Origin of the sequence: Kitasatospora sp. NPDC051702 (genome assembly GCF_040681575.1) — a bacterium.
Taxonomy (GTDB): domain Bacteria; phylum Actinomycetota; class Actinomycetes; order Streptomycetales; family Streptomycetaceae; genus Kitasatospora.
Genome location: NZ_JBFAZB010000079.1, coordinates 1 through 21464, shown reverse-complemented (window position 1 = coordinate 21464; position 21464 = coordinate 1). Strand labels below are relative to the sequence as shown.

Sequence of the window (21464 nt, the reverse complement as noted above, 5' to 3'; positions counted from 1 at the left end):
GAGTGGCGCGCCGGGAAGGTGTCCTTCCCGTCCGTACGGGTCGGCCCGGAGACGATCATCGACCTGGTCGACCGCGCCCGCGGCGGCACCTCAGGACCGGCCGGGGGCGTCGGACCGGCCCGGGGCGCGACCTAGTCGGCGTCCTCCGGGTACCAGCGGAGCTCGACGGTGTTGCCGTCCGGGTCCTGGACGTAGACCGAGGTCGCGCTGCCGCGTGCGCCGTAGCGCGGGACGGGGCCCTCGAGGACGGTGAGGGTGCCCGCGTCGATGACCTCCTGCCAGTCCAGCGGTTCCACGGTGAGGCAGAAGTGGTCGACGTTGGAGCCGCCGCGGGCGCGGTCGACCAGGTCGATGATCGTCTCCGGGCCGACCCGTACGGACGGGAAGGACACCTTCCCGGCGCGCCACTCGTCGACCCGGACCGGCTCCAGGCCGAGCGGGCCGGTGTAGAAGGCCAGGGACCGTTCGACGTCGCCGACGTTGAGGACCAGGTGGTCGAAGGCCTTGACGCGCATGGTGCACAGCTCCGTGGGTGGGTTCCGTCCCGGGCCGGTGATCCCCGGCCGGGGTGACGGGCTCCACGATTCCGTGCCGCGTCGGGGGCATCAAGAGCCGATCGCCATACGATCAATTAGCGCGATTAATCAATCGGGCGAGGAGGAGGGGGGACGTGCTGGAACGGCTGGAGATCGAGATCTTCCTGGCGCTCGCCGAGGAACTGCACTTCGGCCGCACCGCCGAACGCCTGCGGCTCACCAGCGGGCGGGTCAGCCAGGTGGTCGCCAAGCTGGAGCAGCGGATCGGCGGAGCACTGTTCGAGCGGACCAGCCGGAGCGTCCGGCTCACCTCCGTGGGGCGGCAGTTGGCCGACGACCTGGCACCCCTGGTGGCCGGTCTGGACGCGGCCCTCCGGCGGGCGGTGGACGCGAGCCGCGGGGTCACCGGCGAGCTGCGGGTGGCCTTCCTCGGGGAGTGGATGGCGCCGGTGCTGCTGGAGGTCGTCGCCCTGTTCGGCGAACGCCACCCCGACTGCCGGGTCGAGGTCCGCGAGGCCCACCTCTCCAACTCCCGCTCGGGCCTGCTGGACGGTGTCGTCGACGTCCTCATCGCCTCGTACCCCTTCGACGGCATGGCGCGCGGGCCCGCGCTGCTCACCGAGGGCCGGGTGCTCGCGGTGCCCGCCGGACACCCGCTGGCCGGCGAGGCGTCGGTGTCGATCGAGGTGCTCGCGGACCACCCGGTGGTGCAGTACCCGGCCGTGACCTCGGTGACCTTCAAGCAGGACCGCACCCCGGACCGCACGCCGTCCGGGCGGCCCGTCCCGAAGGGGCCCTCCGGCGACTCCCTCTCCGAGATGCTCACCCTGGTGGCGATGGGCCGGGGCGTCCTGCCGGTCGGCGAGCACGCCCGCCGCTACTACCCCCGGCCCGACATCGCCTACGTGCCGATCCGCGACGTGCCGCCGATCGAACGCGGACCGGTCTGGCTGGAGAGCAACACCACCGCCCGGGTGCGGGAGTTCGTCCGGGCCGCGGCGGACGTCGCGGCCCGGACCGGCTGACCGGGTCGGCCGCGCCGTGCGACCGACCGGGTCCCGCCGCCTCGGCCGCAGGCACCGCTCGCCGCCTGGTACGGGACCAGTTGGCCGGATGGGAGCCGACCGACCTGGTGGACGCGGCGGAACTGGTGGTCAGCGAGATGGCCGGCAACGCCCTGCGCCACGGTCGCGCGGTCGGGCCGCTGCGGCTGCTCCGGCATGACCGCCTGGTGATCGAGGTGTCTGACCGGGGCCCCGACCTGCCGCAGATCCAGCACGCCTCGCTGAGCGACGAGGGCGGGCGCGGACTGCAGCTGATCAACGTCCTGTGCCGCCGGTGGGGGGCCTGCCGGACCGCCTTCGGGAAGGCGGTCCGGGCGGAGCTCGACCTGCCGAAGGGCACCCGGGTGCCGTAGCCGCCCGGCAACCCGGTGGCCGCGGCCGGGTCCGTCCACGCCGTGTCGTCCCGGGCGGCATACGACCGCCCGGATAGCCTGACGGTCAGTCATCACCACGCCAGGGAACGGGGTCGGACGCCCGAGCGGCTGATCGGCAGCCGGAGGGCGAGCAGCGGAGCTTCCCTCGCGGCCGTTCGCCCGCCCTCCCGCCGCCGACGCGCGTCCGTTCCGGCGCTGGGCCCGGCCCCGGACCACGTCGGCGTCCTCTGACGGACCCGGGACGTCCCAGGGACGGGCTTCCCTGGTGGGACGGGTCCGGCACGGTCGAGGATGGCTCCTGTCGGGAAACGGGGACCGCCGCCCGTCACGTGCGGTCCCCTGCCCCGGTGGGCCCTGGCGATCCGAACTCCTGTGGGGGGGACCTTCCATGACCGAGAACCTGTTCCAGCGTGGTGCCGTCGCCGCCGGCGCGGCCCGCCCCGCCGTCACCGTCCCCGGCGCCTTCGTTCCCACCTCTGACTGACGGCCCGCCACCGGCCGGGAGAAGGGGCGAGGGGGGCGCCAGGCCCACCCGTCGAGACGATCGCGCGCCGGGGGAGCGGGCTGCTCCGCTGCCCTGACGAAACATCACGAACCTGGAGAGCCTTCTGTGACCACCTTCCTGCCTGCCCGGCGCCGGCTTTCGCTGGGCCTGGCCCTGGCGGCCGCGCTGACCGGCGTCGGCGCGTACACCGCCTCCGTCGCCTCCGCCGCGACCGCGCCCGCCCCGCTGCCGCTCACCTCCGCCGCCTGCCCCGCCAACATCCAGCAGGGCGAGGCCGACGGCTGCGTCACCCAGCTGCAGACCGAACTCAACCTCACCGGCGCCACCCCGGCCCTCACCGTCGACGGCCAGTTCGGCCCCGCCACCGGCACCGCCGTCCGCACCTTCCAGAGCGCCCACGACCTCACCGCGGACGGCATCGTCGGCCCGGCCACCAAGACCGCGCTCGACGCGGCCGCCACCGCCGCCTCCGGCACCGTGGACCTGCGCACCCAGTGCGGGACCCTGCGGACCGGCGCCTCCGGGCCGTGCGTCTCCACCCTGCAGACGCTGCTCAACACCTTCAAGGCCGGGCGGCTCGTCGCGGACGGGCGGTTCGGGCCCGCCACCGACACCGCCGTGCGCAACTTCCAGGCCTCGCACGGCCTGGTGATCGACGGGATCGTCGGCACCGCCGTCAAGAACGCCCTCTACAGCAGCACCCCCGCCCCGCTGCCCAGCGGCCCGGTCAACGCGACGAAGGTGCTGAACGCGGCCAAGTCGTACCTGGGCGTCCCGTACGTGTGGGGCGGCGGGCACTCCCTGCGCGGCGAGGGCCCCGGCCCGTCCCTGGGCACCTGCGACGGCTACACCGGCTCGATCCACCCCTGCCCGGCCGACACCACCGCCGGCCTGGACTGCTCCGGCCTGGTCCGGGCCGCCTTCTGGTTCGGCGCCGGCATCGACCTCGCCAACGGCGGCGACACCACCGAACAGACCCTCGACAAGCACCTCACCCCGATCACCGAGGCCCAGCGCCGCCCCGGCGACGTCGAGTACTTCGGCACCGGCCCCCACGACACCACCCACGTCGTCCTCTACGCCGGCACCGACTCCGCCACCGGCGCCGACATGATGTACGAGGCCAAGGAGACCGGCACCGACGTCCACTACGTCACCCTGCGCACCGGCGGCTACTGGTACCACGTCACCGCCTGACCGTGCCCACGCGCGGGTGGCACCGACCGCCACCCGCGCCGGGTCGACCGTCCGTCGACCAGCGGTGTGCCGCCACGCCCGGCCGGGGATCCCCGGCCGGGCGTGGCGCGTGCCCGGGCCCGCTCGGACCGGGCGGTGGCCACGAGCGGGCCCCGGCCACGGCCCCCACCGGAGCACCCTCCTGGCCACCGTCCTCCGGCACGTCGCCCTCGTCACCGCTGCGAGCGCCTGCCGGTGCGCCCTCGCCGTCCCATGACCGCCGCCGTCACGGCGGTCATGGCCCGTGTCGGCGTCGGGGGTGAGATGCTCTCCTCCGAAACGTGAACATCCATCAGTCATACGGTCTGTTCATCGGGGGATGATCGTGCGGAGCGGCATGCGATTGGCCGGGCGGTACCTGCTCCAGGAGCCGCTGGGCCGCGGCGGCATGGGCGAGGTCTGGCGAGGCCAGGACGAGCGGCTGCACCGGCCGGTGGCGGTGAAGACGCTGTCGCCGGCCGCCGCGACCGATCGCGCCGCCGTCGCCCGGTTCCGCCGGGAGGCGGAGATCGCGGCCAACCTCGACCACCCCGGCATCACCACGGTGTTCGACATCGACGAGCACGTCGAGGAGGACGGCCGCACCCTGCTCTTCCTGGTCATGGAACTGCTCCGGGGGCGCGACCTGCACTCGGTGGTCGCCCGGCACCCCGGCGGCGTCCCGATCGAGCAGGTGACGGAGTTCAGCCGGCAGATCCTGGACGCGCTGGGCGCCGCTCACGAGCAGGGCGTGACCCACCGCGACATCAAGCCCGCCAACCTCTTCCTGCTGGCGAACGGCCGGCTGAAGGTCTGCGACTTCGGCATCGCCCGGCTAGCCGACGCCACCCGGATCACCTCGACCGGCGGCATCGCGGGGACACCGCTGTACATGGCCCCGGAGCAGATCCAGGGACGGCCCACCGACCAGCGCACCGACCTGTACTCCTTCGGCTGCGTGTTGTACGAACTGCTCACCGGCGCGGGCTGGGTGGACACCAGCGCCGGGGTCGCCTCGCTGCTCTACCAGCACATCGGCCAGTCGCCCGCCGCGCCGAGCACGAAGCGCCCGGGGATCCCCGAGCACCTCGACCGGCTCGTGCTGGACCTGCTCGCGAAGGATCCGGCCGACCGGCCTGCGACCGCCGCGGCGGCGCTCGCGCTGCTGGTCCCGCGCGGCAGCGAGTCCGAGTCCGAGTCCACCGCCCCCGGTCCGGCACAAGCCGGGCCGGCATCAGCAGACCCGCCACCCGGGGATCCGTCGCCCGGAGGCCCGGAGACCCCGCCGCCCACGGCGCCCGCCACCGCGCCGGGCACGGCCGCGCCGGCCGACGCCCCCCGCCCGCGCCGCGGCCGGCGGAATGCCGTGCTGACCGGCGCCTCCGCCGTCCTGGCCGTAGCCGCCGTCGCCGTCGGCGGCTACTACATGACCGGTGACCGCTGGTGGCGCGACCCTCCGGCCGACGTGCATCCGCTGCGCAAGGACGAGACGGCCTCCGGCACCGTCATGGCGCAGGGCGAGACGGCCAGGATCCCCTTCATCTACGACACCGGCTCCGACCCGCGGCACAGCTCCTTCGTCCGAACCACCCTGGGCGTCACCGTCACCTCCATCGCTCCGGTCGGGGGACCGGCCGGCCCGGGTGGCGGCGACGCCCTCTACTGCGTCCGTTTCACGACGACCAACCTCGGCGCCGAGGAGATGCCCGCCCAACTGCGGACCGACGGTGTCGCGGCCTGGAACGTCAACACGAGGCAGACGTTCACCGGCGGCCTGTTGGGCGGTGTGCAGCACCAGACCGTCCACGGCAGACCGGCGCTCCTCATGGAAGGGGTGCTCTCGGACGGCACCGTCACGACCGCACACGTCGTGGGCGCCGGGGCGCGGCAGGCGGTCGAGTCACCCACCTGCCGCCCGCACGCCCCGGGGACGGTCGCCGCCGGCCGGTCGGTCGACCAGGCCGCGACCGTCAGCGTCCCCGCCGGGCTCACCGTCACCGGCGCCCGCTGGACGGAGCCGTCCTCCACCGCGGACACCCCGGCCGACGACGCGCACACCTACTGGGTCCAATGGGGATAGGAGCGCCGCGCACCGCCGCGGCGCCCGGCCTTCGACCGCTGGCGTGACAGCGGTGGCGGGCCCGTCACCGTCGTCGAGCCGCCCTCCGGCCGGGGTGCACGCGGGGCTTCCCGTCGGGTCAGACCTTCGGGACGAGGGTGTTCTCGTTGCGTCGGCCGGCGGCGAAGTCGTCGACGTTGCGGGCGGTGGCGTCGATGATCTGGCCCACCGCGGTGCTGGTGAAGTAGGCCTGGTGGGAGGTGACCACGACCTGGGGGAAGGTGACCAGCCGCGCCAGCACGTCGTCCGTGACGCCCTGGACGGATCGGTCGGTGAAGAAGACGCCGGTCTCCTCCTCGTAGACGTCCAGGCCGACGCCCGAGAGGCGTCCGGCACGCAGGGTTTCGACGAGGGCGGCGCTGTCGAGGAGGCCGCCGCGGCTGGAGTTGACGAGGATGGCGTCGTCCTTCATCCGGGCCAGTGCGGTCGCGTCGATCAGGTGGTGGGTGGCGGGCACCAGCGGCACGTGCAGGCTCACCAGGTCGGCGCGGGCCAGGAGTTCGGGCAGCTCGGTGTACGTCATGCCGAGGTCGAGGCAGGCCGGGTTCTGCACGATGTCCCAGCCGAGCAGCTCGGTGCCGAACCCGGCCGCGATCCGGGTGAAGCACTCGCCGATCTTGCCGGTGCCGATCACCCCGACCGTCATGCCGTGGACGTCGCGGCCGAGCAGGCCGTCGAGGCGGAAGTCGAACTCGCGGGTGCGGGTGGCGGCGCGGGTGAGGCGGCGGTTGACGGCCAGCGCGAGGGCCCACGCGTGTTCGGCGACGGCGTACGGGCTGTAGTGGGAGACCCGGGCGACGGTGAGGCCGAGGTCGGCGGCGGCGTCCAGGTCGATGTTGTTGAAGCCGGTGGAGCGCTGGGCGATCAGCCTGGTGCCGCCGGCGGCCAGGACGGCGAGGGTCTCGGCGTCCAGGACGGCGTTGACGCTGCTGCTGACGGCCGGGTGGCCGGCGGCGAGCGGGGCGGTGTCGCGGTCGAGGAAGACCGTCAGGCAGCGCAGTGCGTGGCGGCCGCCGAAGGCCCGTTCCAGCAGGGGCTGTTCGTCGGCCTGCACGCCGTACGCGAGGATGTCCATCGGCTGTCCCTCCACGAGTGGTCCGGTCCACCGGTCACGTTAGTGGGGGAACCGCCCGGGAGGCCTGCCGGACGCACGGAGGCCCCCGCAGCGGTGCGGGGGCCTCCGTGCGTCCGGTGCGGAGCGGTCAGAGGACCGTCTCCGCCTCCAGGTAGCGCTCCTGCGGGACGGTCTTCAGCTCGGCGACGGCCTCGGCCAGCGGCACCAGGTTGATGTTGGTGCCCTGCAGCGCGGTGATGTGCCCGAAGGCGCCCTTGTGGACGGCCTCGACGGCGTGCCAGCCGAAGCGGGTGGCGAGCACCCGGTCGTAGGCGGTCGGGGTGCCGCCGCGCTGGGTGTGGCCGAGGATCACCGGGCGGGCCTCCTTGCCGAGGCGGTGCTCCAGCTCGCGGGAGAGCTGCGTGGCGATGCCGGTGAACCGCTCGTGGCCGTAGATGTCCTTGCTGCCCTCCTCCCAGTGCATGGTGCCGGGTTCGGGCTTGGCGCCCTCGGCGCAGACCACGATGGCGAACTTCTTCTGCCGGTCGAAGCGCTCGCGGACGACGGCGGTCAGCGCGTCGATGTGGAACGGGCGCTCCGGGACGACGATGGCGTGCGCACCGGCGGCCATGCCCGCGTTGAGCGCGATCCAGCCGGTGTGCCGGCCCATGACCTCGACGACCATGACCCGCTGGTGGGACTCCGCGGTGGTCTTGAGCCGGTCCAGGGCCTCGGTGGCGACCGAGACGGCGGTGTCGAAACCGAAGGTCACGTCGGTGGCGGCGATGTCGTTGTCGATGGTCTTCGGCACGCCGACGATCGGCAGGCCCGCGTCGCTCATCAGCTTGGCGGCCTTCAGGGTGCCCTCGCCGCCGATCGGGATGACGGCGTCCAGGCCGAGGTCCGAGCAGTACTTCTTGGCCCTCTCCACGCCGTCCCGCAGGTGGCTGGGCTGCACCCGGGAGGAACCGAGGATGGTGCCGCCCTGGGCGAGGATGCCGCTCACCGAGTCCAGGGTCAGGGGGCGGTGGTGGCCCTCCAGGAACCCGCGCCACCCGTCCTCGAACCCGATGATCTCGTCGCCGTGGTCGACCACCCCCCGGTGCACCACGGAACGGATCACCGCGTTCAGGCCGGGGCAGTCACCGCCGCTGGTCAGCACTCCGATACGCATTAGCTTTGCAACTCCCGAGCAGAACCGAGGAACGGCCGGACTACAGGCTGGGACGACGAGCCGACACCGTAGCGGGGCGCCCCCACGCCGCGGTGGCGGGGAGGTTGCCGTGGGGTGAAGGACCGGCCGATCCGGACAGAACATCCGAAACCGGCCGCGGAGTCGAGCATACGGCGCCTGCGTCCGGCCGGGCAGGAGCCGACGCGGGAGCGGCGCCGTCGGCGCCCCCGCGCGGAAATGCAGCCTGCTGCCGAGGAGGGTGTGCAGTAGGCAGCCCCATTGTGGTACGTCCGGGGCCGTCCGCGGACCGGGTGACCGCATCGCGGGCACCCGGCCGGGACGGGCGGACGTACTACGCGGGGCGCGTCGTGGCGGCGATGCGCTCGGCGCGCAGCGCGTCGTACCAGGTGGTGTCGGCCGGCGGCAGGGCGTTGACGTCCAGCGCCAGCTTGATCAGCATGTCCGCGACCGCGGGGTTGCGGGCCAGCACCGGGCCGTGCAGGTAGGTGCCGAAGACGGTGTCCCGCCAGGCGCCCTCGGTGCCGTCGCCGGTGCCGTTGCCCCGGCCGACGCTGACGGTGGCGAAGGGCTGCACGCCCTGGCCGAGGTGGGTGATGCCCTGGTGGTTCTCGAAGCCGGTCAGCTGCGGCAGACCGAGCCGCGGGTCGACGTCGGCGAGCACGTCGCCGACGCAGCGCTCGCCCTCGCCGCGCGCGGTCCAGACGTCGAGCAGTCCGAGACCGGGCTCGCGCTCGCCGAGGTCGTTGATGAACTCGTGGCCGATGATCTGGAACCCGGCGCAGACGCCGAAGATGATCGCGCCGTTCTCGGCGGCCCGCACCAGGCCGCTGTCGGCGCGCAGCCGCTCGGCGGCCAGTCGCTGCGGCCGGTCCTCGCCGCCGCCGATCAGGTAGATGTCGCCGCTGGTGGGGACCGCCTGGTCGGAGCGGACGTCGATGCGGGTCACGTTGAGATGGCGCTGGCGGGCCCGGCGCTCCACGACCAGGGCGTTGCCGCGGTCGCCGTAGGTGCTGAGCAGGTCCGGGTAGACCCAGACCACGCGCAGGCTGCTCTCACTCATCCTCGAAGGCCTTCCGTCACGATCAGATGGGGCTGCGGGCACGGCATCAGCCGGCCACGACCTTCCGCAGCTGCTGGAAGGCGGTGTAGTTGGCGATGGCCTCGATCCGGCCGGGCGGGGCCATCCGGACGGCCTGCTCCAGCGTGTCCACCACGTGGAACTGCAGCCCGGCGACCTCCAGGCGGACGGCCAGGTCCAGCTTGCGCTGCCCCATCACGAACACCGGGTGCCCGGCGAGGCGCTCGTAGTCGACGTCCCAGAGCCAGGAGGTGTCGGTGCCGTCGGCGTCGAGCGCGTTGACGGTGAGGATCACCGGGGTCGGCGGGCCGTCGATCAGCGAGAAGGTCTCCAGCCAGCCGGCCGGGTTCTTGGCCAGCAGCAGCCTGATGTCCCGGCCCTGGTACTGGACGACGTCGTAGCGGCCGGCCACCGCGGTCACCGAGCGCATCCGCTCCAGCGCGACCTGCGGGGAGACGCCGAACACGGCGGCGACGGCGGCCGAGCTGGTGGCGTTGGCCAGGTTGGCCCGGCCGGGCAGCTGGAGCTGGATCGGCCAGGCGCCGCGCTGCGGGTCGATCACGTGGGTGCCCTGGAGCGCCCAGTGCGGGTTGGGGCGCCGGAAGCCGCACTCCTGGCAGAACCAGTCGTCGCCGGGGCGCTGCATCACACCGCCGCAGGCGGGGCAGGACCAGGCGTCCTCCTTCCAGGCCTGTCCGGCGGCCACCCAGACCACCTTCTTGCAGGAGGAGGCGGCCCAGGTCACCAGCGGGTCGTCGGCGTTGGCGATGACCACGGCCTCGGTGTTCTGCAGGCCCTCGCGCCACTTCTCCGCCATCATGCGGGTCTCGGCGGCGCGGTCGAGCTGGTCGCGGGAGAGGTTGAGCAGGGCGATCGCCTTGGGGCGGGTGTCGCGGGCGACCGTCGCCAGGTACTTCTCGTCGACCTCGATGACGCCGAACCGGGCCTCCGAGCCGCCGGCCAGGGCGGAGGTGATGCCGGCCGGCATGTTGGCGCCCAGGGCGTTGGAGACCACCGGGCCGGCGGCGCGCAGCGCCTCGGCGATCAGGCGGGTGGTGGTGGTCTTGCCGTTGGTGGCGCTGACCAGGACGACGTCCAGGTGGTCGGCGAGGGTGCCGAGCAGGTCGGGGTCGAGCCTGAGGGCGACCTTGCCGCCGATCACCGAGCCGCTTCCGCGTCCGGCCTTGCGGGACACGGCGGCGGCGACCCGGCCGGCCGTGACCGCGATCTTGGCGCGGGCCGGCAGCGAGGCGTCGCGTGCGCCTGTGGGCTCCGATTCGGTGCCTGCCATGCTCAGTGATTCCTCCTTGCTGCGGCACCGCCCGGGGCCGGATAACGGGCCGTCGGGCGGCGGGGACGGGGCCAGCCTACCGACTCCGCCGCCCGGCTCGACGATCCGGACCCCGTGCCGCCTGCTGCGACGGGCCCCCGCGGGGCGCTGACGGGCCGTCAAGGAGGGCGGTGTACGGAGGGCCCCTCGCCGCCGGGGACGCCTCGCGGGGCCCGCCCGGTTCCCCGGGTAAGGATGTCGTGAAGAAATGATCAGCAGGCCGGACGGCTGCGGGCGCCCGGTTCCTCCGCGGTCAGCGTGGCCGTGATCACCAGGGTCCCGTCCTCGGAGTGGAAGGCCAGCGGCGCGGGCAGTCGGCGCATCGCGGTGATCAGCCCGGTGTTGCCGGCGTGCGTCACCGCGTACACCGTCCCCACCCCGGCCGAGCGGGCCGCCGCGGACAGCCGCCGCAGCAGCGCGAGCCCCAGCCCGCGGCGCTGCCAGGCGTCCTCGACCAGCACCGCCAGCTCGGCCTCGCCGTCGTCCCACATCAGGTGCCCGAGCGCGACGATCCGCCCGTCGGAGGTCGTCACGGCCAGGCTCCGGCCGTGCCGGCCGTCCAGCAGGTGCTCCAGGTAGCGGCCGGCGTCGCGCACCGGCCCGTGGTAGCGCAGCCGCAGCGAGGCGGGGGAGCAGCGGCCGTGCATCGCCAGCGCCGCGGGCTGGTCGGCCGGCCCGGCCGGGCGCAGCAGCAGCTCGGTGCCGTCGGCCAGGACGAGTCGGGACGGGGCCTCCACGGCCTGGTCGGCCGCCGGGCGGGGGAGGGCGGGAGACGGGTGCCGGGGCGCCGGCTGCTCCGTCGACGGGTGCGAGCGGGCCACCCGGAACGGCCCCCCGGTGAGCGCGGGCAGGCGGGCGGCCCGGCCGTCGGGCGCCGCGCACCTGCGGTCGGACCTGCGGAAGGGCCGGGGCCAGATCCGTTCGGGGCGAGTGCGTGATGCCGTCATGCCGCCGACGCTACCGATGTCGCGCTTCCGGCCGGTTACGTGATCGTGAACGCACGAATGCCCGCTGCGACGACCGGGCGGTGACGGGCCCTGTCCGGCTCCTGTCCGGTCCATGCCGGATCCCTGCCCGGTCCTGCTCCCGGCGCCGGCCCTGCTCCCGGTCCTGCTTCCGGCGCTGGTCCCGGTCCGGGTCCTGCTTCCGGCGCCGGCCCTGCTCCCGGTCCTGCTTCCGGTGCTGGTCCCGGTCCGGGTCCTGCTTCCGGCGCTGGTTCGGTCCGGGCCTTTCGGGACGGGTGCGCCGCCGGGGGCGGGACGGGCCCGGGCGCAGGACCGGACCGCTGCCTCAGGCGGCCGGGACGGCGGGCGGCCGACCGTGGAGGACATGCCCGGCGCTCCCCCGAGAGCGGAGCCCGGACCCCTCGTTCGTCCCCGCACCGAAGGCCCTCCCATGCGAAACACCCCGTCCGTCCCCACCCCCGCCGTCGCCACCGCGACCACCGGCGCCGTCCCCGTCGTCCCGCACGCCCGCCGGGCCCCGGTCGGCGTCGCCCTCACCGGCCTGCTCGACCGGCAGGCCCACACCCGGCCCGAGTCCCCGGCCGTGATCGCCGAGGGGCGGAGCCTCACCTTCCGGGAGCTGGCGCAGGAAGCCCGCCGGCTCGCCACGCACCTGTGCGGGCTCGGCGCCGGCCCGGACGACTGCGTCGGCCTGTTCGTCGAGCCCTCGGTGGAGCTGGTGGCCGGCGCCTGGGGCGTCCTGTACGCCGGGGCCGGCTACCTGCCGCTGGCCCCCGAGTACCCCGAGGAGCGGCTGCGCTACATGCTGGAGGACAGCGGCACCCGGGTCGTCCTCACCCAGCCGCACCTGCGGGAGCGGCTGGCCGCGCTGGCCCCGGCGGGCACCGCCGTCACCACCGCCGAGGACGCGCCGGACCACCCGGCCCCGCCCGACCGGGCCCCGGCCGACGACGGCCCCGGGCCGGGGGCGCTCGCCTACGTGATCTACACCTCCGGCAGCACCGGCCGGCCCAAGGGCGTCCTGATCGAGCACCGCTCGGTGGTCTCCCAGCTGCGCTGGATGCGCGGCGCCGGCCACCTCGACCCGGAGGTCACCGTGCTGCAGAAGACGCCGATGAGCTTCGACGCCGCGCAGTGGGAGATCCTCGCCCCGGCCGTCGGCGCCCGCGTCGTCACCGGCGCCCCCGGGATCCACCGCGACCCGGAGGCCCTGGTCGCCGCCGTCCGCCGGCACGGGGTGACCGCGCTGCAGTGCGTGCCCACGCTGCTGCAGGCGCTGCTCGACACCGAGGGATTCACCGACTGCACCGGCCTGACGAGGATCTTCTCCGGCGGCGAGGCGCTCTCCCGGCGGCTCGCCCGCAACCTCGCCCGGGCCCTGCCGGGGGCCGCCCTGGTCAACCTGTACGGGCCGACCGAGTGCACCATCAACGCCACCGCGCACCCCGTCGACCCGGCGGAGCTCGACGACGACGGGGCCGGATCCGTACCGATCGGGCGGCCGGTCGACAACACCCAGTGCTACATCCTCGACGAGGCCCGGGCCCCGGTCGGCGTCGGTGCCGTCGGAGAGCTGTACATCGGCGGCGTCCAGCTGGCCCGCGGCTACCTGAACCGCCCCGACCTGACGGCGGAGCGCTTCGTCCCGTCCCCCTTCGTGCCCACCGAGCGGCTCTACCGCACCGGCGACCTCGCGCACTGGAACCCCGACGGCACCATCCAGTTCGCCGGGCGCACCGACAACCAGGTCAAACTGCGCGGCCACCGGGTCGAGCTGGACGAGATCGCCCGCGCGATCGAGGAGCACACCTGGGTCCGCCGCGCGGCCGCCGTCGTCACCGGCGACGACCGCGGCGGGCACCGGAGCCTGGTCGCCTGCGTCGAACTCGACCCCCGCGAGGCCGCCCTGATGGACCAGGGCAACCACGGCGGCCACCACCGGTCCAAGGCCAGCCGGCTGCAGGTCCGGGCCCAGCTGTCCGACCCGGGACTGCGCGAGCCCGCCCGGACGGCCGGCCGCGAGCGCGTCGAACTGCCCGGCCGGCGCGAGTCCGAGGCGCAGCGCCGGGCGGCCTTCGCCCGCAAGACCTACCGCTTCTACGACGGCGGGGCCGTTACCCGGAGCGACCTCACCGCGCTGCTCGCCCCCCGTCCGACCGCCCCCTTCGGCCGGGACCTGGAGCTGCTCAGCCACCCCGAACTCGGCCGCGTGCTGCGGTGGTTCGGCCAGTTCCACAGCGCGGAGCGGCTGCTGCCCAAGTACTCCTACGCCTCGCCCGGCGCCCTGTACGCGACCCAGCTGTACCTGGAGACCGGCGGGCTGGACGGCCTCGCGGCCGGGCTGTACTACTACCACCCGGCCGAGCACGCCCTGATCCGGATCGGCCCCGCCCCGGAGCGCGAACGGACCTACCTGACGCTGCACTTCTCCGGGAAGACCGGCGCCATCGCCCCCGTCTACCGGGACAACATCCGGGAGGTGCTGGAGTTCGAGACCGGCCACATGCTGGGCGTCCTGGAGGAGGTGCTGCCCGAGTACGGGCTGGACGTCCGCCCGCTCGGCCTCGACCCGGCCGCCAGGGACCGGCTGGACGTCGCCGAGGAGGACCACTACCTGGGCGCCTTCGCGGTCGACCGCAACACCGGGCGGGCCCGCCCCGAGTGCACCGAGCTGTACGTCCAGGCCCACCGGGACCGGGTCGAGGGCCTGCCGGCCGGCCTCTACCGGTACGCCGGCGGCGCGCTGGAGCGCGTGGCCGACGGGATCGTGGAAGCCCGGCACGTCATCGCGATCAACCAGGCCGTCCACGCCCGCGCCGCGTTCGGCATCACCGCCGTCAGCCGCGCCGGGCAGCCGTGGCTGGAGTACGTCGCCCTCGGCAGCAAGCTCCACCACCTCCAGCGCAACGGCCTGGGCCTCGGCCTGATGTCCTCCGGCTACAGCTCCAGGAGCGGCCACCCGCTGCCCGCCGCCCGGCGCTTCGACGCGCTCCTCGCCGCGGCCGGCCTCGACGCCGGCGCCTCGTACTTCTTCCTCGGCGGCAAGGTCAGCGAGGAGCAGATCCGCAGTGAGGGCATGCACGAGGACACCGTCCACATGAAGGGCCCGGCCGAGATCGTCAAGGACGAACTGGCCGCCCTGCTGCCCGACTACATGCTGCCCAACCGGGTCCTGGTCGTCGACGCCCTGCCGCTCACCGCGAACGGCAAGGTCGACCAGCGGGCCCTCGCCGCCTCCGACGCCGTCCGCACCGCCGAGGTCCGCGGCGAGTACGTCGCCCCCGCCACCCGGCACGAACGGTGGCTCGCCGAGGCCTGGGGCCGGGCGCTGGGCCACCAGGACGTCTCGGCGGCCGACGAGTTCTTCGCCGCCGGCGGCAACTCGCTGATCGCCGTCGCCCTGGTCAACCGGATCAACCGCGAGTTCGGCACCTCGCTGCCGCTCCAGGTGCTGTTCGAGAGCCCCCGGCTGGCCGACCTGGCCGCCCGCATCGAACGGGCCGGCGCGGCCGGCGGCGCCACCGGCCCCGCCTCCTCCCGTCTGATCCGGCTCGACCCCGGCGACGACCGGGCGGCCAGGCCGGTGTTCTGCTGGCCCGGCCTCGGCGGCTACCCGATGAACCTGCGCCTGCTCGGCCGCGAGGCGGCCGACGGCCGACCGTTCTACGGCGTCCAGGCGCACGGCATCAACGAGGGCGAGACGCCGTACCCGACCGTCCGGGAGACGGCCGCCGCCGACATCGCCGAACTGCGCCGCGTGCAGCCCGAGGGCCCGTACACGCTGTGGGGCTTCTCCTTCGGTGCCCGGGTCGCCTTCGAGGCCGCCTGGCAGCTCGAACGGGCCGGGCAGCGGGTCGCCGACCTGCTGCTGATCTGCCCCGGCAACCCGGAGGTCCGCAAGGCCGACGGCCGCCGGTGGGGCCGCGAGGCCTCCTACGCCAACCCCGCCTACGTGAGCATCCTGTTCGGGGTGTTCACCGGCCGGGTCAGCGGCCCCGAGCTGGAGCGGTGCCTGGCCGAGGCCGCCGACGAGGACGGCTTCGTCGCCTTCGTCCACCGGCTGCTGTCCACCCTGGACGAGGAGGTGATCCGCCGGATCGTCCGGATCGTCGGCGAGACCTACGAGTTCGACTACAGCTTCCGCGAACTCGCGGAGCGCCGGCTGGACGTCCCGGTGACGGTCTTCAAGGCCGCCGGCGACGACTACTCCTTCATCGAGGGCAGCACCGGCTACTCCGCGGCCCCGCCCACCGTGGTCGACCTGGCGGCCGACCACTACGGCGTCCTCAAGGAGCACGGCGTGGCCGAACTGGCCGCCGCGGTCCGGGCGCTGCCGCAGCGCTGACCCGGCTCGGGCCGCTGACCGCCGACCGGGCCCGCCGACTGGGCCCGTCGACCGGGCCCGCGCCCGCGACGCCGGCGTCCGGACACGCTCACGGATGGCGCAGGATCCGTGAACGGGGGATCCCCTTCGGGTAGGGATGGCTCGGCTCACCGCCGAAACCCACCTCCTCCGAAGGGGATCCCCATGTCCGCGTCCCGCCTCCCGTCCCGTCTGAAGAAGTCCGTCCTGGGCGCCGCGTGCTGCGCACTGCTGCTCGCCGCGCCGCTCGCCCTGGCCCAGTCGGCCACCGCCGCCGACAACACCAACAACGGGCCGAAGACCCCCGAGGAGGCCGCCGCCTGCAAGGCCGTCACCGGGGCGCTGCTTGGCGGGTTCGGGTCGATGCTCGGCAACGCGGTCTGCGTGGTGCAGCCCGACGCCAAGGGCTGAGCGCCCGCCTCCGGGCCCGTCCGGCGGATCGGGCCGGGCCCGCGACGCCGGACGGGCCCGGAACGGATCGGGCCCCGTCCGACCCGCGGGCCCGGCCCTAGAACGGATCGGCGAGGGCCTCGGTGATCTGACGGCGGGTGGCGGCGGCCACCCGGGGGTTGGTCGCCGCGTACGTGGCGTAGGCGTTCAGGCCGGTGGTGATCGCCCAGCCGCGCCCGCGCAGCCAGGTGGCGTCGTCCACGCCCAGGGCGGCGCGGAAGGTCCGCCGGGTGTCGGCGGTCAGCAGCGTCCAGGCGATCACCAGGTCGCAGGCCGGGTCGCCGACCCCGAGCCCGCCGAAGTCGATCACCGCGGACAGCCGCCCGTGCCGGGCCAGCAGGTTGCCGGTGTGCAGGTCCCCGTGGAACCAGACCGGCGGCCGGTCCCACCCCGGCGCCCGGACGGCGGCCTCCCAGAGGGCGGTCAGCGCCCCGGCGTCGAAGTCGCCCCGGACGGCGGCGATGTCGGCGCGGGTGTCGGCGTCCCGGGTGGTGAGCGGTGAGCCGAGGAAGCCGTTGTGCTCGCCGGGCGCGAGCGAGGAGTCCGGCGCCTGCCGCTGGAGCTCTGCCAGGAACGACGCCAGCCCGCGCGCCGCCTCGTGCGGGTCCGTCAGCGAGCCCTCCGCCGGGGTCTCGCCGTCCAGCCAGCGGGCCACCGACCAGTGCCACCGGTACCCCGCGGCCGGGACACCGACCGCCACCGGCGTCGGCACCGCCAGCGGCAGGTGCGGCGCCAGCCGCGGCAGCCACGCGTACTCCTTGGCCGCCTGCCCGGCGGCCCAGTCGCCGCGCGGCAGGCGGACGGCCAGCTCCGCGCCCAGGCGGAAGATCACGTGGTCCGACCCGCCCGGCTCCACCCGCCGCAGCCGCAGCCCCGCCCACTGCGGGAACTGCCCGGCCAGCAGGCCCCGTACCAGGCCCTCGTCGATCGTCGTCATGCGGACCATCCCAGCAGCGGGACGGCCCCGGCGTCGACGGGATTTCCCCGGGGGCGTGCTGAGGGGCGATCAGGCCGCGGGCGGTGGGGCGGTGGGGCGGTGGGGCGGTGGTGCCGACGGCCGGGGCCGGGGGACCGGAGCCGGGGTGCGTCACGGCTGCGGGTCGGGGTCGGGGTCCGGGCCGGGCGGGGCCGGGTCGGGCGGCAGGACGAGGGTGGCGACGGCGCCGCCGGCCGGGTGGTTGGCGAACGTCAGGTCGGCGCCGATGACCCGCGCGTGCCCGGTGGCGATGGTGAGGCCGAGGCCGTGGCCGCGGCCGCGTTCCGGGGCGTTGGTGCGGAAGCGCTGGGGGCCGTGGGCGAGCAGGTCGTCGGGGTAGCCGGGGCCGTGGTCGCGGACGGTGATGCGGTGACCGTCGACCCGCAGCCGGATCGGCCCGGCGCCGTGGCGGTCGGCGTTCAGCAGGAGGTTGCCGAGGATGCGGTCCAGGCGGCGCAGGTCGGTGCGGACCCGGCCGTCCGCGCCCGCGTCGGCGCTCACCTCGACGTCCACCTCCAGGCCGGTCAGGCCGACCGTCCGGCGCACCGCCCGTTCCAGCGGCACGGGTGCCAGGTCGGGGAGTTCGGCGTCGGCGTCCAGCCGGGAGACCTCCAGCAGGTCCTCGACCAGGCCGCGCAGGGCCTGCACCCGGTTCCGGACGAGCTGGGTGGGCCGGCCGGGCGGCAGCAGCTCGGCCGCGGTGACCAGCCCGGTGAGCGGGGTGCGCAGCTCGTGGGCGACGTCCGCGGTGAAGCGCTGTTCGTCCGCCAGCCGGCGGTGCAGCGTGCGGGACATCAGGTCGACGGCGGCGGCGAGCTCGGCGACCTCGTCCCGGCCGTCGACGAGCTCGCCGATCCGGGTGTCCGTCCCGCCTGCGGCGATGCCCCGGGCGGCCGTGGCCGCGGTGCGCAGCCGACGGCTGATCCGGTCGGCGACCAGCACGCCGGCGAGGACGGTGGTGAAGACCGAGGCGATGACGGCGAGCAGGATGATCCGGTCGAGGTCGGCGATGGCCTGCCGGTCCTGGGTGAAGTCGACCCGGGCCGAGATCACCCCGCCCTGGACCGGACGGGCGGCCCACATCGACTCGCCCTGCGCGCCCCGGGCGAGCAGCGATCCCTGCCGTCCGCCCGCGGCGAGCGCGCGCAGCGGGGCGGGCAGCGCCGGGTCGTCCACGGTGGCCCGGCCGGGGGGATCGCCGCGCCGGTAGGCGTCCAGCGCCGCGTCGAGGGAGGTGAGCGCGGAGGCGCGGGCCTGGTCGACGTGCTGGCGGATCATCGCCTGGTGGACGAGCAGGCCGACGGCCACCGCGACCAGCACGGAGATGGCGGCGACGGCGGTGGCGATCTGGCGGCGCAGGGTCATGCCGGGCGCCGGAACTTGTAGCCGAACCCGCGGACGGTCTCGATCCGGCCCGCGCCGATCTTGGCGCGCAGCCGCTGCACGTGGACGTCGACGACCCGGGTGTCGGCGCCCCAGTCGTAGTCCCAGACGCGTTCCAGCAGGGTGGAGCGCTCCAGCACGATGCCGGGCGCGGCGGTGAACTCCAGCAGCAGCCGCAGTTCGGTCGGGGTGAGCGGGACGAGCCGGCCGTCGACCCGGACCTCCATGCTGTCGGTGTCCACCTGCATGCCGTCGAAGCTGCGCACGGCGGACGGGGGTGCGACCGGCGGCGCGACCTGCGGGGTGCCGCCGGGGGCCGGCGGTGCGGCCGTCTCGACCGGTGCAACCGGTGTGATCGCGACGGGCACCGCAGCCGGTCCGGCCGGTCCGTCCTGCGCCGCGGGCGGCGGCGTGTCGGCGGCGGGCACCACCCGGACCCGGCGGAGCACGGTGCGGATCCGGGCGACCAGCACGGCGCTCTCGAAGGGCTTGACGACGTAGTCGTCCGCGCCGGCCTCCAGACCGGAGACCACGTCGACCGGGTCGGTGCGGGCCGACATCATCAGGATCGGCAGCTGGCTCTCCTCGCGGATCCGGCGGCAGAGCCCGACCCCGTCGAGGAGCGGCAGCATGACGTCCAGCAGGAGCAGGTCGGGGTGGACGGCGTGGAAGGCCTCCAGGCCCTCCAGGCCGTCCGCGGCCGTGGTGACCGGGAAGCCGTAGCGCTCCAGGGCCATCCGGGTGGCCTCCCGGATCACCTCGTCGTCCTCGACGAGCAGGATGTGCGGGTGGGCGGGGGCGGCTGCGGGGTTCATCGCTTCGCTTCCGAGGGAACGGGGGCCGGGCGGGCGGTCGCGGGGGCGGCGCCCGCCAGCGGGGACGGTGTGGCGGTGGGGGGAGCGACGTCGGGGGCGGTGGACTTGGGCCGCGACGGCGCCTGCCCGCGGCCGGAGCTGGGGGTGACGGCGGGCGCGGGCGCGGGCGCGGGCTCGGCGCCGGAGCCGGCGGCCGGCCGGCCGGTGCCGTTCCCGCCGTCGGTGGTGGGCCCGGGGACGGGGCCGATGCCCTCGATCTTCCGTTCCAGCAGGGCGAGGCGGGTCCCGTTCCAGCCGTAGTGGCTGCTGGTCCGCAGGAACACGGTGGTCGGCTCGTACAGCCACAGGTCGGATCCGACCGTCGCGGCGCTGAACCCGCGCACCAGCTCGGCCCGCAGCACCGGCAGCAGGCGGTCCTCGGCGAGGGTGTAGACGTGCAGCACGACCGGCCCGGTGGTGGCCACGGCGGCGACGAGCTCGGGTCGGCCGTCCCCGGTGAGGTCGCGGAACTCGGGTGCGCGGACCTCGCAGCCGGGGCAGGAGTCGAGGGCGTGGCGCTCCTCCGGCCCCAGTGCGGGGTCCTTGGCGAGGACGGCGCGGACGTCGACGGCGGTGATGTCGCGCCCCGGGACGGTCACGTCGGGGACGGGCTGCGGCGGCGCCTGGGTGGCGGGGTCGGCGCCGTCGGCGGGGGCGATCGGGGGCGGGGAGGCCGCCAGGTCGGGCCAGAGCGGCTGCGGCCGCGGCGGTGGTGTCACCGGGGCGGCCGCGCCGTCGTCGTGCAGCCCGCCGGGGGTGACCCGGCCGGCGGCCAGGACCGCGAGCGCCACGAGGACGGCCAGGGCGGCCAGGGCCGCCGCCGGTACGGCGACGCGCCGGCGGCGGGGTGGGGTTGCTGCTGCCACGGTCGGTGTCCGTCCTCCTGGTCTGCGGCGATGCGCCGGTTCGTCCCCGGCCGGTCCCGGTGGTAGGTCGTGCGGACGGCGGTCGGCGGTTCCCGCCGGGGCGGCCGCGGTGGGCGGGCCCGGTCACGCGCCGGCCGGTGGCGGTCCGGTCCGCCCTGCTCCGGTCCGCTCGGCTCCGGTCCGCCGTGCTGCGGGCGGTCGGGCCCGGTCCGGGGGCGGCCCGGGGCGGCCCGGGGTCAGCCGGCCTCGGTGGCGAGGTCGGCCAGGACGATGATGTTGTCCGTCCAGTGGCCGTCCGTGCCGATCCGCCCGCCGCAGGTGATCAGCCGGAGCGCGGGGGCGGGCGTGTCGCCGTAGACCGTCTCGGTCGGGAAGCGGTCCTTGGCGGCCTGCAGCAGCTCGCGGACCCGGAACCCGACGGTGCCGCCGTCGGCCCGCCGGACCTGGATCAGGTCGCCGGGCCGCAGCTTCGGCACCCGCTGGAAGACCGCGGGGCCGTGCGCCGTGTCGTAGTGCCCGATGAGGACGGCGGGGCCGGTCTCCCCGGGCGTCGGGCCGTTGCGGTACCAGCCGACCTCCCCGGCCCGGTCGGCGGCGGGCACCTCGACCGTCCCGTCCGGGTTCAGGCCCAGGCCCGTCACCGGGGCGTCCACCCCGGCGGAGGGGATCAGCAGGCGGGTCGGCACCGAGGCCGCGAACGGCTTCGGCGCGGGAGGCGGAGTGGTCGCCCCGGTATCCGCCGCGCTGCCGCCCGTCGCCCCGGTGCCCGCGACCGGGCCGCCGGAGGGGGCGGTCCCGGTGGCCGGGCCGTCCGCACGGCCGTGCACCGAGGGCTCGACCCGGACCACCGGGGTGCTCCGGCCGGACACCGCCAGTGCGGTGCCGAGCACCAGACAGGCCAGGCCGGCGGCGCCGAAGGCCGTCCGGCGCAGCGGGCCCGGTCCGGGCGCACCGGGACGGGCCCGGCGGTGGGCGCCGGTGCGCGGGAGCCCGCGGCGGGAGGCCCGGCCGGTGCCGGGCGTGCTGTCGGATCGCCCGTCCGCCACCGGGGCCCCGCATGCCCAGGGTGGACGACCGGCCGCAGTTCCTCGTCCCCGACCGCTCCCAGACGCCCCGGGTCGCCCCGGCGATGGTGGC

At 75.4% G+C, this 21464-nt stretch carries 15 protein-coding genes and 2 pseudogenes; 6 read left to right on the top strand and 11 right to left on the bottom strand.

Going from position 1 to position 21464, the window contains the following annotated elements:
• Positions 1-131: 131 nt before the first annotated feature.
• Positions 132-515, bottom strand: coding sequence for a VOC family protein (locus tag AB0N04_RS37260; protein ID WP_360218376.1), 384 nt, complete (start codon positions 513-515; stop codon positions 132-134).
• 155 nt (positions 516-670) lie between these two features.
• Here AB0N04_RS37260 and AB0N04_RS37255 point away from each other — a divergent pair, with 155 nt between their 5' ends.
• The 4 genes and pseudogenes from AB0N04_RS37255 (at position 671) to AB0N04_RS37240 (ending at position 5774) form a co-directional block, all read left to right on the top strand.
• The gene (locus tag AB0N04_RS37255; protein ID WP_360218373.1) at positions 671-1561 is read left to right on the top strand and encodes a LysR family transcriptional regulator; all 891 of its coding nucleotides are present in this window, start codon (positions 671-673) and stop codon (positions 1559-1561) included.
• Positions 1562-1605: 44 nt separating this feature from the next.
• Positions 1606-1953 (top strand): annotated as a pseudogene (locus tag AB0N04_RS37250) (ATP-binding protein); the annotation flags it as partial.
• Positions 1954-2584: 631 nt separating this feature from the next.
• Positions 2585-3676: a peptidoglycan-binding protein gene (locus tag AB0N04_RS37245; RefSeq protein WP_360218370.1), complete on the top strand. Its 1092-nt coding sequence runs from the start codon at positions 2585-2587 to the stop codon at positions 3674-3676.
• 376 nt (positions 3677-4052) lie between these two features.
• Entirely contained in the window at positions 4053-5774 is a 1722-nt protein-coding gene (locus tag AB0N04_RS37240) for a serine/threonine-protein kinase (RefSeq protein WP_363365674.1), read from the top strand.
• A gap of 118 nt (positions 5775-5892) precedes the next feature.
• On the opposite strand, the gene AB0N04_RS37235 is transcribed toward AB0N04_RS37240, so the two are convergent.
• The 5 genes and pseudogenes from AB0N04_RS37235 to AB0N04_RS37215 all read right to left on the bottom strand — a co-directional run.
• Positions 5893-6888, bottom strand: coding sequence for a 2-hydroxyacid dehydrogenase (locus AB0N04_RS37235; protein ID WP_360218364.1), 996 nt, complete (start codon positions 6886-6888; stop codon positions 5893-5895).
• 127 nt (positions 6889-7015) lie between these two features.
• A complete protein-coding gene (locus AB0N04_RS37230; RefSeq protein WP_360218361.1) occupies positions 7016-8041 on the bottom strand; it encodes a 6-phosphofructokinase in 1026 nt (341 codons plus the stop codon).
• A 352-nt stretch (positions 8042-8393) separates the two neighbouring features.
• The gene (locus AB0N04_RS37225) at positions 8394-9122 is read right to left on the bottom strand and encodes a glutamine amidotransferase (RefSeq protein ID WP_360218358.1); all 729 of its coding nucleotides are present in this window, start codon (positions 9120-9122) and stop codon (positions 8394-8396) included.
• 46 nt (positions 9123-9168) lie between these two features.
• A complete protein-coding gene (locus AB0N04_RS37220) occupies positions 9169-10431 on the bottom strand; it encodes a MurT ligase domain-containing protein (RefSeq protein WP_360218355.1) in 1263 nt (420 codons plus the stop codon).
• Positions 10432-10682: 251 nt separating this feature from the next.
• Positions 10683-11189: pseudogene (locus AB0N04_RS37215) on the bottom strand (GNAT family N-acetyltransferase); the annotation flags it as partial.
• A 676-nt stretch (positions 11190-11865) separates the two neighbouring features.
• Here AB0N04_RS37215 and AB0N04_RS37210 point away from each other — a divergent pair.
• Positions 11866-15780: an amino acid adenylation domain-containing protein gene (locus tag AB0N04_RS37210; protein WP_360218352.1), complete on the top strand. Its 3915-nt coding sequence runs from the start codon at positions 11866-11868 to the stop codon at positions 15778-15780.
• 183 nt (positions 15781-15963) lie between these two features.
• Positions 15964-16209 (top strand): hypothetical protein, encoded by a 246-nt coding sequence (locus AB0N04_RS37205; RefSeq protein ID WP_360218349.1) that lies wholly within the window; start codon positions 15964-15966, stop codon positions 16207-16209.
• A 97-nt stretch (positions 16210-16306) separates the two neighbouring features.
• Here the strand turns inward: AB0N04_RS37205 and AB0N04_RS37200 are convergent, their stop codons facing one another.
• The 5 genes from AB0N04_RS37200 to AB0N04_RS37180 all read right to left on the bottom strand — a co-directional run bounded on the left by AB0N04_RS37200 (position 16307) and on the right by AB0N04_RS37180 (position 21373).
• The gene (locus tag AB0N04_RS37200) at positions 16307-17185 is read right to left on the bottom strand and encodes an aminoglycoside phosphotransferase family protein (protein WP_360218346.1); all 879 of its coding nucleotides are present in this window, start codon (positions 17183-17185) and stop codon (positions 16307-16309) included.
• A 150-nt stretch (positions 17186-17335) separates the two neighbouring features.
• Positions 17336-18589, bottom strand: a complete 1254-nt coding sequence (locus AB0N04_RS37195; protein WP_360218343.1) for a HAMP domain-containing sensor histidine kinase — start codon at positions 18587-18589, stop codon at positions 17336-17338.
• Positions 18586-19422: a response regulator transcription factor gene (locus tag AB0N04_RS37190; RefSeq protein ID WP_360218340.1), complete on the bottom strand. Its 837-nt coding sequence runs from the start codon at positions 19420-19422 to the stop codon at positions 18586-18588. The genes AB0N04_RS37195 and AB0N04_RS37190 overlap by 4 nt, the downstream gene beginning before the upstream one ends.
• Entirely contained in the window at positions 19419-20327 is a 909-nt protein-coding gene (locus AB0N04_RS37185) for a hypothetical protein (protein ID WP_360218337.1), read from the bottom strand. Before AB0N04_RS37185 ends, AB0N04_RS37190 begins: the two co-directional genes overlap by 4 nt.
• A gap of 236 nt (positions 20328-20563) precedes the next feature.
• Positions 20564-21373: a class F sortase gene (locus AB0N04_RS37180; protein ID WP_360218334.1), complete on the bottom strand. Its 810-nt coding sequence runs from the start codon at positions 21371-21373 to the stop codon at positions 20564-20566.
• Positions 21374-21464 lie beyond the last annotated feature (91 nt).

Bases quoted from the DNA above. Each gene is read 5' to 3' on its own strand.
- AB0N04_RS37260 (WP_360218376.1), bottom strand. From the start codon at position 515: ATGCGCGTCAAGGCCTTCGACCACCTGGTCCTCAACGTCGGCGACGTC.
- AB0N04_RS37240 (WP_363365674.1), top strand. From the start codon at position 4,053: ATGCGATTGGCCGGGCGGTACCTGCTCCAGGAGCCGCTGGGCCGCGGC.
- AB0N04_RS37235 (WP_360218364.1), bottom strand. From the start codon at position 6,888: ATGGACATCCTCGCGTACGGCGTGCAGGCCGACGAACAGCCCCTGCTG.
- AB0N04_RS37230 (WP_360218361.1), bottom strand. From the start codon at position 8,041: ATGCGTATCGGAGTGCTGACCAGCGGCGGTGACTGCCCCGGCCTGAAC.
- AB0N04_RS37225 (WP_360218358.1), bottom strand. From the start codon at position 9,122: ATGAGTGAGAGCAGCCTGCGCGTGGTCTGGGTCTACCCGGACCTGCTC.
- AB0N04_RS37220 (WP_360218355.1), bottom strand. From the start codon at position 10,431: ATGGCAGGCACCGAATCGGAGCCCACAGGCGCACGCGACGCCTCGCTG.
- AB0N04_RS37210 (WP_360218352.1), top strand. From the start codon at position 11,866: ATGCGAAACACCCCGTCCGTCCCCACCCCCGCCGTCGCCACCGCGACC.
- AB0N04_RS37205 (WP_360218349.1), top strand. From the start codon at position 15,964: ATGTCCGCGTCCCGCCTCCCGTCCCGTCTGAAGAAGTCCGTCCTGGGC.
- AB0N04_RS37200 (WP_360218346.1), bottom strand. From the start codon at position 17,185: ATGACGACGATCGACGAGGGCCTGGTACGGGGCCTGCTGGCCGGGCAG.
- AB0N04_RS37195 (WP_360218343.1), bottom strand. From the start codon at position 18,589: ATGACCCTGCGCCGCCAGATCGCCACCGCCGTCGCCGCCATCTCCGTG.
- AB0N04_RS37190 (WP_360218340.1), bottom strand. From the start codon at position 19,422: ATGAACCCCGCAGCCGCCCCCGCCCACCCGCACATCCTGCTCGTCGAG.